The organism is Mesorhizobium sp. LHD-90, assembly GCF_030929505.1.
Taxonomy (GTDB): Bacteria; Pseudomonadota; Alphaproteobacteria; order Rhizobiales; family Rhizobiaceae; genus Kumtagia.
This window is the reverse complement of the sequence record NZ_JAVFVV010000010.1, coordinates 83,067-96,803: the sequence shown is the minus strand read 5'-3', so window position 1 is coordinate 96,803 and position 13,737 is coordinate 83,067. Positions and strand designations below refer to the sequence as shown.

General features: G+C 66.3%; 13 protein-coding genes. 5 read left to right on the top strand and 8 right to left on the bottom strand.

Annotation, left to right across the window (positions count from 1 at the left end; translation table 11 throughout):
* The first annotated feature begins 87 nt into the window (after window positions 1-87).
* The 4 genes from RB623_RS15710 (at window position 88) to RB623_RS15695 (ending at window position 5,816) form a co-directional block, all read left to right on the top strand.
* Window positions 88-870, top strand: coding sequence for a hypothetical protein (locus RB623_RS15710; protein WP_308057833.1), 783 nt, complete (start codon window positions 88-90; stop codon window positions 868-870).
* Window positions 851-2,686: a hypothetical protein gene (locus RB623_RS15705; protein WP_308057832.1), complete on the top strand. Its 1,836-nt coding sequence runs from the start codon at window positions 851-853 to the stop codon at window positions 2,684-2,686. Before RB623_RS15710 ends, RB623_RS15705 begins: the two co-directional genes overlap by 20 nt.
* An 8-nt stretch (window positions 2,687-2,694) precedes the next feature.
* Complete coding sequence (locus RB623_RS15700) at window positions 2,695-4,815, top strand: SpoIIE family protein phosphatase (protein WP_308057831.1); 2,121 nt, start codon at window positions 2,695-2,697, stop codon at window positions 4,813-4,815.
* 317 nt (window positions 4,816-5,132) lie between these two features.
* On the top strand, window positions 5,133-5,816 hold the full coding sequence (locus tag RB623_RS15695) for a TetR/AcrR family transcriptional regulator (RefSeq protein ID WP_308057830.1): 684 nt from the start codon (window positions 5,133-5,135) through the stop codon (window positions 5,814-5,816).
* Window positions 5,817-5,832: 16 nt separating this feature from the next.
* Here the strand turns inward: RB623_RS15695 and yihA are convergent, their stop codons facing one another.
* The 4 genes from yihA to RB623_RS15675 form a co-directional block, all read right to left on the bottom strand.
* A complete protein-coding gene (gene yihA, locus RB623_RS15690) occupies window positions 5,833-6,486 on the bottom strand; it encodes a ribosome biogenesis GTP-binding protein YihA/YsxC (protein ID WP_308057989.1) in 654 nt (217 codons plus the stop codon).
* A 2-nt stretch (window positions 6,487-6,488) separates the two neighbouring features.
* Complete coding sequence (locus RB623_RS15685) at window positions 6,489-7,127, bottom strand: CatB-related O-acetyltransferase (RefSeq protein WP_308057829.1); 639 nt, start codon at window positions 7,125-7,127, stop codon at window positions 6,489-6,491.
* Window positions 7,128-7,434: 307 nt separating this feature from the next.
* Window positions 7,435-7,914 carry an anthrone oxygenase family protein gene (locus RB623_RS15680; RefSeq protein ID WP_308057828.1) on the bottom strand — a complete coding sequence of 160 codons (480 nt, stop codon included), beginning with the start codon at window positions 7,912-7,914 and terminating at the stop codon, window positions 7,435-7,437.
* Window positions 7,911-8,780, bottom strand: a complete 870-nt coding sequence (locus tag RB623_RS15675; protein ID WP_308057827.1) for an NAD(P)H-binding protein — start codon at window positions 8,778-8,780, stop codon at window positions 7,911-7,913. Before RB623_RS15675 ends, RB623_RS15680 begins: the two co-directional genes overlap by 4 nt.
* A 101-nt stretch (window positions 8,781-8,881) precedes the next feature.
* Between RB623_RS15675 and RB623_RS15670 the strand changes: the two genes are divergently transcribed.
* Window positions 8,882-9,526, top strand: a complete 645-nt coding sequence (locus RB623_RS15670) for a TetR/AcrR family transcriptional regulator (protein ID WP_308057988.1) — start codon at window positions 8,882-8,884, stop codon at window positions 9,524-9,526.
* Between the two features lie 379 nt (window positions 9,527-9,905).
* Here RB623_RS15670 and yidC read toward each other — a convergent pair whose 3' ends face one another.
* The 4 genes from yidC to RB623_RS15650 form a co-directional block, all read right to left on the bottom strand.
* Window positions 9,906-11,741 (bottom strand): membrane protein insertase YidC, encoded by a 1,836-nt coding sequence (gene yidC / locus RB623_RS15665; RefSeq protein ID WP_308057826.1) that lies wholly within the window; start codon window positions 11,739-11,741, stop codon window positions 9,906-9,908.
* Between the two features lie 13 nt (window positions 11,742-11,754).
* On the bottom strand, window positions 11,755-12,108 hold the full coding sequence (gene rnpA, locus RB623_RS15660) for a ribonuclease P protein component (RefSeq protein WP_374121688.1): 354 nt from the start codon (window positions 12,106-12,108) through the stop codon (window positions 11,755-11,757).
* A gap of 16 nt (window positions 12,109-12,124) precedes the next feature.
* Window positions 12,125-12,259: a 50S ribosomal protein L34 gene (rpmH, locus tag RB623_RS15655; protein ID WP_008833937.1), complete on the bottom strand. Its 135-nt coding sequence runs from the start codon at window positions 12,257-12,259 to the stop codon at window positions 12,125-12,127.
* Between the two features lie 442 nt (window positions 12,260-12,701).
* Entirely contained in the window at window positions 12,702-13,727 is a 1,026-nt protein-coding gene (locus tag RB623_RS15650) for a DUF1254 domain-containing protein (RefSeq protein WP_374121687.1), read from the bottom strand.
* Between the last annotated feature and the right edge of the window lie 10 nt (window positions 13,728-13,737).

Genomic DNA, 13,737 nt, shown 5'->3' with positions numbered 1-13,737 from the left:
ATTACAATCCATAGGTTTTGTCGGATGACAGTGGGGTAAGCCTCGAATACCGTTGCCACATTCTGCCGCGACTCACTAAAAACCCGCATGGCTCCAGCTACGAGGATCATCCTGGCAGTGCTCGGCGTCACGTGCGCGGGGCTTGCCCTGTGCGCGGCGCTGGTGTTCGGCAGCACCGACCGCGTCGCGCTGCGCACCGCGGAAGCCAATATCGACTTCCTGCTCACCCAGTTGCGCGACACGATCGAGGCCAATGCCAACCTCGGACTGCAACTCGCGGATGTGCGGGTCGTCCAGGACCTTATCGAGCGCGCCAAGGCTGCCGACCCGCAGGTGGTGGCGGTCGAGGTGTTCTCGCCCGAAGGCATATCGCTGTTCAACACCGACCGAGGCAGCATCGGCGAGGCAATCTCCGGCCTGTGGCGGACCGCCGTGCGCTACCGCGTCGAGAACGAGCGCTGGCGGGTCGAGGAGTTCGGCAATATCGTCGTCGGCCAGGCCATCCGCAACGATTTCGGCGAGCCGATCGGCAATCTCGCCATCACCGTCTCGGGCGCCGCGCGCGCCGATATGGCGCGCGGCGTGCTCACGGGCCTCGCCTGGCAGGCCGCTTGGGTGGCGCCGGCGGCGTTGCTTGCCGTGCTCGCGGTTCTGCTTGTGCTGTTCGGCCTCTCCTCGCGGCCGCTGACGCGCCTCACCGAGCGCCTTGCGGGCGAAGCCGCGCCCCTGCCGGACGGCGCCGCGACCGCGGCATATCTCGCCGACGCCGATCGCGTGCGCCTGTCGGTGGAGCGCGCCGTGACCGATTTCGACCGCGCCGCCGTCGAAGTGCTCAAGGTCGACGAAAGCGATGACCGTGACGCAGCCTGACCACGCCAGCGTCCGCAGCCCGGCCGCAATCATCGGGGTGGTGGTGGCCATCGTCGTCGGCCTTTCGGCCTGGTTTCTGCTCGACGCCGGGCTGCGGCGCAGCGCGCCAGCGCTGGAGGAAGCCACCCGCACCGGCGCCGCGACGGTCGGGCAGGCCGTCGCCGGTCAGTTCTCGCACGCGCTGCAACTCGGCATTCCGCTCGACAAGCTGCCGGGTATCGAGCCCTATCTGCACCGCATCGCCGACAGTTCGCCGCAGGTCCAAGGCCTCGCCATCATCGACGCCGCCGGCAAGACGGTGGCCGCCACCGCCGAGGGCGTCACCGGAGAATCTTTCCCCATAGCCGGCGATGGAACCAGTGCCACGCTGGTGGTGGCCGGTGAATCGCCGCTGATCGACCAGGCGGTCCGGCAGGTGCGCATCGCGCTCACCATCGCCGCCGTGCTCTGCGGCGCGGTCGCCGGCGGCATTCTCGGCGGTTTCTTCGCCTTCAATCTGGCCCCCGCCCATGCGCGGCTGCTCGGCGACATGGAGCGCGTGGCGTCCGGCGACTTCACGCCGCAGGCACATGACGAGGATCGCGGACCGATCTATGCCGCGTCGCGCGCTCTCGCCCGCAGCATCGACCGCGTCAAGGCGGCGCGCCGCAACCTGGTCGAGGCCGTCGCCACCATCCGCGCCATCGACTTCGACGGCAGCCTCGGCCGCCGCGTCGACGCCATCCTCAAGCCGATCGACAGCCGCTACGCCTTCGCCGACGACCGCGATGGCCTCGACGTGGCCGCGCCACGCGGCAGCGGCGCCGTCTGGCGCGTCGCAGTCCTCCTCTGCGTCTACGCCGCCGCCTTCCCCTATGTCGCCAATTTCGCCATCGACCGGGAATCCGCCGTGGTGCCGACGGCCTGGCTGCCGGTCATGCCGCTGCTGGCCGAACTCGGCGCCGCACTGGCCGGCGCGTTGGCCGGCAGGAGCCGGGCGGGGCACTCCTCCGCCTTGCTGGCGCTGGCCGGGCTTCTGCTCGCCGCCGCGCTCGGCGGCACCTATTGGTGCCGGACCTATGATGTCTTCGTCATGCTGCGCGCCGCCGCGGGCGTCTGCGCCGGCTTCATCGTCGCGGCGCTGCTGGTCCATCGCCCGGTCGAGCAGTCGCGGCGCGGCCTTGCCGTGCTGCTGATCTTCGCCGCGCTGTTCGCCGCGCCTCTGGTCAGCGGGCTCTACGCCGAAGCGATCGGCCGCCGTTCCGGTTTCATGATGCTCGGCATAGCCGCGCTGCTGATTGCGCCCTTCGTCGCCTATGGCGAGGCGCGGACAGACCGGACGCCCCCGCGCCCCACCATTGCGGCCGCAACGCTGCCCGACATCCTGCTCGCGCTTGCCACGGCCCCGGCCGCAGCGATGGTACTGGTCGTGCTGCCGGCCGGCATCGGCTTCGACAACTATCTGCTCGGCTCCGGCGCCGCCGCGCTGCTGGCCCTGGCGGCGCTGATCGCGCCGGCCCTGCCGCCGCTCGGCTGCGGCGCGGCGCTGCTCATCGGCGCCGCCGCGCTGCACGATCCGCTCGGCAATGCCGTCGCTTCGACGCTTGTCGCCTGCGCCGCGCTCGGTCTGGGCGGCGGCGCGGCCGTCAAGTCTTGCGTTGGCGAAGCAAGACATCCCTGGTTCTCGATCGGGTGCGCCGCCGCCCTCGGCCTCGCGCTCACCGGCGCCACCAGCGAGGCCGGCCTGACGCTCGCTCTGGCCGTCACCATCGTCGCCTTGCTCGTCGCCGCCGGCCAGTTTCTCGGCCGCCGTCCGGCCGAACCGGCCGCAGCCTGAGGACCGCCATGCTGCTCAGCACGCGCATCGCGGTCTTCGTCTCGCTGGTCTTCATCCTCGCCTTCGGCATTCTGGCGGTCATCGGCGTGCAGCGCGAGTCCCTCGCCGCGCGCCCCTATACGCGCATCGCGATTGCCGGCCAGGAGGCACTGTGGCGCGAGATATTGCACACCGAGACCCGCCGGCTGGCGTCCCTGCGCGACCGCATCGCCGCGGACGGCGCCGTCGTCGAAGCGTTCCGCAAGGCCGACCTGCCGGCGCTCCGCCGCCTCGCCCACACCTGGACGCAGCCCTGGCTGACCTCCGGCGAACTGTCGGATTTCCAGATCCTCGACCGCAACGGCCACATCGTCGTCTCCAGTTCGGCGCTGGCCGAGCCGCCGCGCCTGCTCGACATCAGCACCATCGCGGCCATCGTCGACGGGCAGGAGCCCGCCGGCATCCGCCAGGTCTCCTCCGACGCCTTCCGCATCGTCGCCGCCAAACGCTTCGAGAGCTGGGACGGCGAGCCGACCGTGCTCGCCGTCGGCTCCAAGGCCAGCGGCCCGCTGAAGAGTTTCGGCGAGGCGATGGACGCCGAAGGTTATCTCGTCAGCACGCGCGGCCGGCTGGTCGAGGGCACCGAATCGCAGCTCTGGCAGGATCTCGACCTGACCTTCCCGCAACGCACCGGCTCGGTGCAGCAGGCCGAGCGCGGCGACCGCCTCTATGCCGTCACCGCCATCCCGCTGGCCGACATCTCCGCCGGCTCGGCCGGCCTGCTTGTCGCCGCCCAGGACGCCACCGAAAGCCTGCTGGCGCTCGACAGGTTGACGCTGCTCACCGTCATCATCATGGCGGCGGTGGCGGTGCTCACCGTCGGCGGGCTCTATTTCTACCTGCGCCACAGCTTCAACCCGCTGCGCCGCGCCGTCACCATCCTGACCGCGCTGGCGCGCGGCGACACCTCGGCCACGCTGGTGCGCCGCAGCGACGACGAGATCGGCCAGATCGCCTCGGCCATCACCGAACTCCGCCACAATCTCGTCGCCTTCAACGAGGCGCGCCGGCAGCGCGAATTGCAGCGCCGCCGCCAGGAACGTTTCGTGCGCCGGCAGATGGAATCGCTGGCCGGAACGCTGGAGCCCGGCGCCCGCGACGAGGTCTTGAGCGACCTCGGCCGCATCGTCGCGGCCACCAGGGGCGGCACCGAGCCCACCGGCGAGATCGATCCGGTCGCCCGGCTGATCCGCGAGGACGACCAGCTCGGCCCGATCGCCGCCGTGCTGCAGCAGATGTCGGGCCGCGTCGTCGAGCAGCACCGGCGACTCTCCGAACTGGTGGCGCGCCTGCGCGAGGCGCTGGTGCGCGAGACCCAGCTCGCGACGCTGCAGCAGGAACTCTCCATCGCCCGCGACCTGCAGCGCTCGGTGCTGCCGGCCGATTTCCCGCCGCGGCCGACCTTTGCGGTCAAGGGCCTGATGCAGTCCGCAAACGAGGTCGGCGGCGATTTCTACGATTTTTTCGAACGCCGCGACGGCAAGCTGGTGTTCGTCATCGCCGACGTGTCCGGCAAGGGCGTGCCGGCCGCGTTCTTCATGGCGATCTCGCGCACCCTCCTGAAGGCGATCGCGCTGTTCGAGAACGACCCGGCCGTCTGCGTGCGCCAGCTCAACGACCTGCTCGTCGTCGACAACGACCAGATGATGTTCGTCACCCTGGTCTTCGGCGTGTTCGATCCGAAGACCGGCCATGTCGATTTCGTCAATGCCGGCCATGCCGCGCCGATCCGGATGCGGCCGGACGGCAGCGTCGAGACCATCGTCGAGTCGACCGACGTCGCTGTCGCGGTCGTAGGATCGGTCGAATTCACCAGCCACTCGATCGATCTCGCGCCCGGCGAGGCGATCCTGCTCTACACCGACGGCGTGACCGAAGCCTTCGACCCCGGCGGCGATCAGTTCGGCGAGGAGCGGCTGCTGGCCAGCCTTGAAAGTTTTGGCGGCGCGCCCGGACCGGATGCGGTGGCGGAAGGCGTGCTCGCCGCGGTAAAATCCTTCGAGAACGGCGGCCACCAGTCGGACGACATCACGCTGCTGGTCGTGCGTTATTCCGGCGCGGCCCGCGATGCCCTCGCCGCCGCGTCCTGAGCGTCTCCCAAGCTGTTTGACAGCATTCTCGACCTATTCGTGACGCCGCACTCCGTCCAACACCTCTTGGTTTCGGCCGCGGGCGCGGCGGCCGCTCGATTGCGGGAATCGGACGGTCGGCGTGCGGCACCCTTCTCACCGCCGGAACGGGTGACTGGCGGCTGATGTTTTTTCGGAGTCAGGGGAAGCGAAGCGAGCGGGCACGACGAACGGCCTTGAAACAAAACTGATCCGTTCGGTTCGATTTGACCTCGTGAAGTAAAGCGGCCATACCAGGGACAGTCGAACTATACGGTTCGAATATTTTCGAGGAAACGATGTCTCCTGACACCGAGGAATTTCCGGAAGCCTGCGACCAGGTGCTGGAATATCTGCGGCGTGGGAGGCCGGCGGCGGGCCAGGATCCTGCCAAACGCAAGCAGATCCTAGAGGGCGCACGCCGTGTCTTCATAAACATGGGCTTTGACGCAGCCTCGATGAACGACATCACACGCGAGGCCGGCGTCTCGAAGGGCACGATCTACGTCTATTTCAACAACAAGGAAGAACTGTTCGAGGCGCTGATCGAGGATGAGCGCAAGACGATCTTCGCCAATCTCTACGACGCGCTGGAACAGGAAGGCAGCGTCAGGGATACGCTGCTCCGCTACGGCATCGCGCTTGCCTGGAAGATCACCTCGCCGGGGGTGCTGAAGGCACAGCGCACCGTGATCAGCATCTGCGAGCGCATGCCTGAACTCGGCGTACGCTTCTACGAGCGCGGCCCGAAACGCGGCCACGACAAGCTGGCGGAATATCTCGAACGGGCAGTCAAGGCCGGCGACCTCGCCATTCCCGACGTCGATCTTGCCGCCTACCAGTTCACGGACCTCTGCATGGCGGGCCTGTTCCGGCAATGCATCTTCGGCTACCGCAGCGCGATTCCGACCGAGGAGGAGGTCAGGCGCGTTGTGACCTCCGGGGTCGATGTTTTTCTCAAGGCATATGGGGCCGGCAAGTAGCGCATGAGGGACGCACCTACTGCACCGCCGCCAATGAGATCGCCGCGCGAAGCTCTTCGATCCCCTCGCCTTCTTCCGACGACGTTGCAATGATCTCCGGAAAGGCGGCGGGACGTTTCCTGATCTTCTCCGCCGTCTCCTCAAGCAGGCGCGGCACGCCGGCAACCTTGATCTTGTCGATCTTGGTCAGCACGACCTGATAGGAAACCGCCGCCTTGTCGAGCAGCGTCATCACCTCCAGATCGTTCGCCTTGATGCCGTGTCGCGCATCGATCAGCAGGTAGACGCGCTTCAGCGTGACGCGGCCGCGCAAGTAATCGAGCACCAGTTTCGTCCAGCGGTCGACTTCGGTCTTCGGCGCCTTGGCGTAGCCGTAGCCGGGCATGTCCACCAGTGCCAGTGGTGGCAGGTCGGCCCCCTCGCCTGAAAAGCCGTCGGGCACGAAATAGTTGAGCTCCTGCGTGCGGCCGGGCGTGTTGGAGGTGCGCGCCAACCCCTTCTTGCCGGTCAGCGCATTGATCAGCGACGATTTTCCGACATTGGAGCGGCCGGCGAATGCGATCTCCGCCGGCCCCTGCGGCGGCAAGAGGTCCATCGACGGCACGCTGCGGATGAAGATCCACGGTTTTGCGAAAAAATCCGGCGCCGTGGCGGCCTGGCTTGTCGTCATGCTCACCGTGCGGCCTCCAGGGCTTTCAGATCGGCGCCGCGTATGGCGTCGAGGTTGCGGGTGATCTTTTCCACCGGCCAGTCCCACCAGGCGATGTCGAGCAGGCGGCGGATGGTTCGCTCGTCGAACCGCTTCTTCACCACCTTGGCCGGGTTGCCGGCGACGATGGCGTAGGCCGGCACGTCATGGGTCACCACCGACTTCGCGCCGACAACCGCGCCGCTGCCGATGCCGACCCCCGGCATGATCACCGCGTCCATGCCGATCCAAACGTCGTTGCCGATCACCGTATCGCCGCGCACCTCGCGTTCCCAGGTCGAGACGTCGAACCCCTGCTCCCAGCCATGGCCGAAGATGTTGAAGGGATAGGTGGAAAAACCCGACAGCGCGTGGTTGGCGCCGTTCATGATGAAGCGGGCGCCTTCGGCGATGGCGCAGAACTTTCCGATCACCAGCCGGTCGCCAATGAACGGGTAATGGTGCAGCACGCATTTTTCCGCAAAACGGTCCGGCCCCTCCGGATCGTCGTAATAGGTGAAATCGCCGATCTCGATGTTCGGCGCCTCGACCAGCGGCTTCAGGAAGCCGACGCGCGGATGCATCGGGATCGGATGTTTTATGTTCGGGTGGGGTCCGTGCATGGCGCGCCTCGCTCCGTCGGTCGGAAGCATCTTTCCGCGCCGGTCGCCCGCCCGGCGGCCCGGGCGCGTGCTTCTCAATCGCTTCGGCTCATTGCACGGGGCCGGAAACCGTTCAAGCGGAAACGGCCGCGCATGGCGGCCGTTGTTGGCAACGGTCTGACGGCAGGGTCTGTTGAGATTCGGGTCAGGGCGAGGCGAAAATGGCGGCTTTCGAGAACCGGAGCGGAGCGTACTTAAAGTACGTGAGCACCGGAAGCGCAGAAAGACGCCATTTGCAGCCCGCTCTGGCCCGAATGTCGACAGGACCCTAGAGCAGTGCCAGGATGTAGGACACGCAGGCGGCGATACCAGCAACCGTGCGGACATGGTTCCACGCCGTCCAGTTGGAGAGGTAGGCGCTCCAGTATTGCGCTCCCGCGGCGCTGGCCGGATCGACGGCGGCGAGCGCGTTGTTCATCGGCACGTTGACGGCGATGGTCACACCGATGATGCCGACGAGGTAGAAGGCCGCGCCGACGTAGATCGCCAGCGCGCTGCCGCCGTGCCAGCCGAGCAGCGCCGCCACCGCCAGGACGATGCCGAGCAGCGCCGGGCCGAAGAAGGCGACGAAGAACACCGGGTTCTGGATGACTTCGTCGATCGTCTGCATGGCCGCGATGCCGCTGCTCGGCGCGATGCGCCCCAGCGCGCCCATCACCGAGGTCGAATAGGCGAAGAACAGGCCGCCCATGACGCCGGAGCCGACGGCCGCCAGTATGGTGAGGGTCTGGAACACGCGCTCGCTCATCTTACTCCTCCCACGGCACGGCGTGTGCGGCGCGGTGTCCAGATCCCGGTTTCGGCGGCATCGCGCGCAAAGTCGGCGAAATCGCGGGGCGGCCGGCCCAACGCCTCGGCGACGCCGCCGGCGAGGGACTGATTGCGGCCATCCAGCAACTGGGTGAACAGAACCATGATGAGTTCGACAAGGCTGTCCGGCACGCCTTCCGCCACAAGCAGGTTCGAGAACTCACCCGCCGATATCTGTTCCAGCCGGATTTTTCGGCCCGTCGCCGCCGCGATCTCGGCAATCGCCTCGCCGAAAGTCAGCAGGCGCGGCCCGGTCAGTTCGTGGAGTTTGCCGGCATGGCCGTCCTCGGTCAGGGCGGCCGCCACGACATCGGCGATGTCGTCGGCATCGACGAAAGGCTCGCGCACGCCGTCGACCGGCAGTGCCACGACGCCGGCGAGGATCGGGTCGAGCAGAAAATTCTCGGAAAAGTTCTGGTTGAACCAGGCACAGCGGACGACGGTCCAATCGGCTCCGCTCGCCTTCAGCGCCTGCTCGGCCTTCTCAGCCTCTTCCTCGCCCCGGCCGGAGAGAAGCACCAGCCGCCGCACGCCGGCATCGAGAGCAGCCTCGGTGAAGGCGGCGACGGCCGCCGCCGCGCCGGGGACAGAGAGGTCGGGATAGTAAGTGATGTAGGCTGCGCGCGCGCCCTTCAACGCCGCAGCCCATGTCGCGCGGTCGTTCCAGTCGAATGCCGGCTCGCTCGACCGGGAGCCTACGCGCACCAGCACGCCTTGCGCTTCCAGTCTTTCGGCGACGCGCCGGCCGGTCTTGCCGTAGCCACCTACCAGCAGGACGGGTTTTTCCAGATTACCGAGGGTCATTTCAGCCTCCAAAAAACATGAGCATTTCTCATGTTTGCAAATGTGATAAATCCTCATATTATGGATGTCAAGCAGCTTTCTGGATGAAGGACGAACGGGGCATGGAGAATCCGACAGGGGCAATCGAGCCCCGCGGCGGCGATGCGGCGGGGACGCGCCGGACGCCGACGCAGAAGCGCAGCCGCGAGCGGGTCGAGCGCATGCTGGCCGCGGCGACCGAACTGATCGCGGAGCGCGGCAGCGACGCGCTGCGCATGAGCGAGGTGGCGGAGCGCGCCGGCGTGTCGATCGGCTCGCTCTACCAGTTCTTCCCCGACAAGACGGCGATCGTCGGCACGCTGGTCGAGCGCTACAACGAAGCGGGCCGCCGCTGCATCGCCGACGGGCTGGCGCAGGTGGAAAGCGACGGCGACATGCGCCGCGCTTTTTGCGCACTCATCGACATCTACTACCGAATCTTCCTGGCCGAGCCGGTGATGCGCGACATCTGGTTCGGCGCTCAAGCCGACAAGGCACTGCGCGACGCCCAGCTTGCCGACAGCCGCCGCAACGGCGCGATCGTCGCCGAAGCATTGAAGCGGCTGCGCCCGCTGGCCGATCCCGCCGCGCTGGAGGTCTCGGCGCTTGCCGTCATGCATCTCGGCGAGGAGGCGATGCGGCTGGCGATTTCCATCGGCCGGCAAGAAGGCGACGCGCTGGTCGAGGCCTACAAGCGCATGGCGCTGGCGGAACTGCTGCGAGGCTGACGGTGCGAGGCGGCAAAGGGCCGAGGCCTCGCGGGGATAGAGCGAGACCCCGGCCAGACGGACGGCGCGGTGCCGCCGTCCAGGGCCACGCCATGCACACGGCTTTGCTCAGCCGCGCGACGTAGCCGGTTGTTCGCCGTTCATCTTGGCCGCGGCGCCTCGTTGACGACATGAGGCAGGCACATGGTTCCTCCGCGAAGCTGTTCTTGGGCCTGACGCCAGTAGCCACGAGGGCAGGCCGGAAAAGTTTCGGCGGGCGCGAGAAATTTGCCAAGGACCGCGGCTGAGAGCCGGTCTTCCCTCACGTGTTTCGAGACGGGCTGACGAAAAAAGGCCCCGACGCTGCGGGGCCTTTCGGTACTTTCGACGATGATAGCGGCTATTCCGCCGGCGTCGGCTTTCGCTTGAACAGGCCGGCGAGATTGTCCCACAGCTCGATCTTGGCGCCCTGGCGCTTCATGATGACGCCCTGCTGCAAGATCGACAGGAAGTTGTTCCAGGCCCAGTAGATCACCAGGCCGGCCGGGAACGAGGCCAGCATGAAGGTGAACATCAGCGGCATCCAGTTGAAGATCATCGCCTGGGTCGGATCCGGCGGCGTCGGGTTCATGCGCATCTGCAGGAACATGGTGATGCCCATGATGATCGGCCACACGCCCAGCATCAGGAACGGGCCGAACACCGGCACCGTGCTCGGATCGAACGACAGCAGGCCGAACAGGTTGAACAGCGACGTCGGGTCGGGCGCGGCAAGGTCCTGGATCCAGCCGAAGAACGGCGCGTGCCGCATCTCGATGGTGATGTAGAGCACCTTGTAGAGCGCGAAGAACACCGGGATCTGGATCAGCACCGGCCAGCAGCCGGCGATCGGATTGATCTTCTCGGTCTTGTAGAGCTCCATCATCGCCTGCTGCTGCTTCATCTTGTCGTCCGCGTATTTTTCGCGGATTTCCAGCATCTTCGGCTGCACCTTCTTCATGTTCGCCATCGACTTGTAGGACTTGTTGGCGAGCGGGAAGAACACCGCCTTGACCACGACGGTGGTGGCGATGATGGCCAGGCCGAAATTGCCGAGCAGCTTGTAGAGGTTGTCGATCAGCCAGAACATCGGCTTGGTGATGAAGTAGAACCAGCCCCAGTCGATCAGCAGCTCGAACTGGCGGATCTGCCGGTCCTTTTCATAGGCGTTGATCTGCGCGACTTCCTTGGCGCCGGCGAAAACCATGGTCTCGACCGTCGCCGACTGGCCGGGCGCGATCGTGATCGCGTCGGTCAGGAAGTCGGACTGGTAGCGCGGGCGGCCGTCGGGGAAATAGGCAAAGCGCGGCTGGAACGGCTGCTTGGCCGAAGGCACCAAGGCCACGGCCCAGTATTTGTCGGTGATACCGAGCCAGCCGTCGGTCGACTTGCCGGGCGAAACCTGCTTGTCCTCTTCGATCGTGGAATAGCCGATCTCCTGAAGACCCTCTTCGCCGGTGACGCCGATCAGGCCCTCATGCAGCACATAGGCCGCGGCATGCAGCGGCTTGTCGAAGCGCGTGACCCGTCCATAATTCGCCAGGCTGACCTCAGCCGTGCCGGAATTGGTCACCGTGTCGGAAATGGTGAACATGTAGTCGTTGTCGACGCTGATGGTGCGCTTGAAGGTCAGGCCCTTGTCGTTCGTCCAGGCAAGCGTGACTGGCGTCGTCGGCGTCAGCGTCTGGTTGCCCTCGACCGCCCACACCGTATCGGGACCCGGCACCGCGCCGGTCGCGGCGCTGCCGACAAACCCTACCTCGGCAAAATAGCCGGTGGGCAGCGCCTGCGGGTTGAGAAGCTCGATGGTGGGCGAACCCGGCTCCACCGTCAGCCGGTAGTCGTTCAGGCGCAGATCGTCGAGCCGCGCGCCGGTCAGGTTGATCGAGCCCGTCAGGCTCGGCGTATCGATCCTGACGCGCTGGCCGCTAGCCAGCGCCTTTTCGCGGTTCGCTTCCGAGGTGCCGTCGGTTCCGGGAATGCCCGGCACCGCGCCCTGCGGAGGCACCGCCGGGTCGGTTGCGCCGCCCGGCTGGGCGGGCTGCGCCGCCTTCTGCTCCGCCGCCACGCGCTCGGCCTCGATGCGGGCCGTCTCTCGCTGGGCCTCGACGCGCGGGTTCATGTAGAACACCTGCCAAAGCACCAGGATCAGCACCGACAGCGCGATGGTGATGAAGAAATTCCGGTTGTTTTCCATCGGATCCCAGATCTCAACGACGCTGGCGTATACGCCGCGACAGTTCGTCCGCCAGTTGGGCGAAAGGCGCCGTCAGCACATCCTCGCGCCCGACGATGACATAGTCATGGCCGGCGGCCATGTCACGGGCGGCATCGACGCGCACCGCCTCTTTCAGCCGCCGCCGCACGCGGTTGCGTACGACTGCGTTGCCGACCTTTTTCGTCACGGTGAAGCCCACGCGAGGCGGTGCCGTGTCCGCACGGTCGAGCACTTCCAGCAGGAAAAGCCGCCCGCGGCGCTTGTCACCGCGCCGGACGGCCAGAAACTCCTCCCGCTTGCGGAGCCGCGCGGGAGGCATGATCACGGAATCGCCGGAGACCGGCAACGCGCCAAATGTCCGCTCAGGCGGACAGGCGCTTGCGGCCACGGTTGCGGCGCGCGGCGACGACGCCGCGGCCACCCTTGGTGGCCATGCGGGCGCGGAAACCGTGCCGGCGCTTGCGGACGAGTTTGGACGGCTGATAGGTACGCTTCATTTGTTTTAATACCGCGGCGTGCGGCCCTTCTTGATTCTGTCACCAGGTAACAGGAGCTTTGCCGGGGCCATTGCGGGACGCGCAAAACTGCGCGCCGGACGACGGAGCCCGAGCGTGGCGGGCTTATAGGGGTAGCGGTATTTCGAGTCAATCGGCGGCAAAGGCATCGTCCGCGGTTCGGCTCGGTAGTGTCTCAGTTCGAGCTGCAGCCTGAGGTGGAAGTTTGCCGTTCGCGTGGGCGGGCGGTGCGGCTTGCTCGCGCAGGGAAGCGACCGTGCCCTACAATCCCAATGCCTCTTGTTCGACTTGGGTGGAAACGGCCGCACGCGCTGCATTGGTAACTTCCAGAACCATGCGCCGACGATGGCAGCACGGGTCAGCGCCTTTGCTCCGTAACGGGTGTGCCGTCACGGAGACATGACTTCACGTGGCACCGACACCGTCAGTGCGAGGGCTGCGGTTCCGGGAACTTCCAGCTGCCGCTCAGGATCTCCTCGCGCGGGCGATAGAGCCTCACCGTATAATTCCAGCCCTTCATGATCGGCAGGCAGTTGGCGATCTTGCCGTCGCAGCCGCCGAACTGGATGTCGACCGCGCCGCCTTCGCTCTTCTTCGCCGTGATGTTGTTGACCGAATAGGCGTTGTACTCGTTCTTCTCGTAGTAGCCGTCGGCATCATAGAGGCTGACCGACCAGAAGCCGTCCACCGGCACGTCCTTGACATCAAGCTTGTAGACCGTCGTGCCGTCATTGTTGGGTGGTGTGACGTTGAGATAGAAGGCGTCCTTGTCAGGATTACCGCCCCAGCCGAGCGCAGTGCCGACCAAATGTCGGACGGGATCGACCTCTCCCTTCTTGCCGAATGCATTCTTGAAGTCGGGCATCGTCGAACCGAGCACCAGCAGCGCGTCGCGCACCTTCTTCTGGCTCGCCTGGTCCCAGTCGGGGATCTCGAACGTGCCTTCGCTCGCCTGCTCGACCTTGATCGCATCCTGCAGCGCGTGGACCTTCTTCACGTCCTCGGGGTCGGCCGGATCGACCAGCGTGCGCACGCCGGCCATCACATAGCGTGTACCGACCTTCTGCTTGTCCAGGGTGTAACTGCCGGCGCCATAGATCACCTCCGGCACGTAGTGATCTTCGCTGATGATCTGCATCGACATGAAGCGGTCGCCCGCATCCGGCAGCGTGATGGTCACCGGGCCGGCGTCGAGGTCGAAGATAGCGGCAGAATAAAGCGTATCGCGGTTGAGCCGGATGACGGTCTGGTCGTCGATCGACGCTGGTTCGCGTCGATGGAAGAACTTGCCCGGTCCGCCGGCCTCCTTGACCCCGTTGCCGAAATAGAGATCGCTCTCGGCACGTATGAAGTTGTCTACCGTCACCGGTTCGGCGGCCATCGCCTGATGCGCGGTCAAGACGGCGAGCCCCACTGCGAGCGTCAGCACCGTCAATTTGTACTTCATCATTTTCTCCTCG

Excerpts from the sequence above, each read along its gene's own strand:
- rpmH (WP_008833937.1), bottom strand. The coding sequence starts at position 12,259 with ATGAAGCGTACCTATCAGCCGTCCAAACTCGTCCGCAAGCGCCGGCAC.
- RB623_RS15675 (WP_308057827.1), bottom strand. The coding sequence starts at position 8,780 with ATGACCCTCGGTAATCTGGAAAAACCCGTCCTGCTGGTAGGTGGCTAC.
- RB623_RS15650 (WP_374121687.1), bottom strand. The coding sequence starts at position 13,727 with ATGATGAAGTACAAATTGACGGTGCTGACGCTCGCAGTGGGGCTCGCC.
- RB623_RS15705 (WP_308057832.1), top strand. The coding sequence starts at position 851 with ATGACCGTGACGCAGCCTGACCACGCCAGCGTCCGCAGCCCGGCCGCA.
- RB623_RS15685 (WP_308057829.1), bottom strand. The coding sequence starts at position 7,127 with ATGCACGGACCCCACCCGAACATAAAACATCCGATCCCGATGCATCCG.
- RB623_RS15670 (WP_308057988.1), top strand. The coding sequence starts at position 8,882 with ATGGAGAATCCGACAGGGGCAATCGAGCCCCGCGGCGGCGATGCGGCG.
- RB623_RS15710 (WP_308057833.1), top strand. The coding sequence starts at position 88 with ATGGCTCCAGCTACGAGGATCATCCTGGCAGTGCTCGGCGTCACGTGC.
- yihA (WP_308057989.1), bottom strand. The coding sequence starts at position 6,486 with ATGACGACAAGCCAGGCCGCCACGGCGCCGGATTTTTTCGCAAAACCG.
- RB623_RS15695 (WP_308057830.1), top strand. The coding sequence starts at position 5,133 with ATGTCTCCTGACACCGAGGAATTTCCGGAAGCCTGCGACCAGGTGCTG.
- RB623_RS15680 (WP_308057828.1), bottom strand. The coding sequence starts at position 7,914 with ATGAGCGAGCGCGTGTTCCAGACCCTCACCATACTGGCGGCCGTCGGC.
- yidC (WP_308057826.1), bottom strand. The coding sequence starts at position 11,741 with ATGGAAAACAACCGGAATTTCTTCATCACCATCGCGCTGTCGGTGCTG.
- RB623_RS15700 (WP_308057831.1), top strand. The coding sequence starts at position 2,695 with ATGCTGCTCAGCACGCGCATCGCGGTCTTCGTCTCGCTGGTCTTCATC.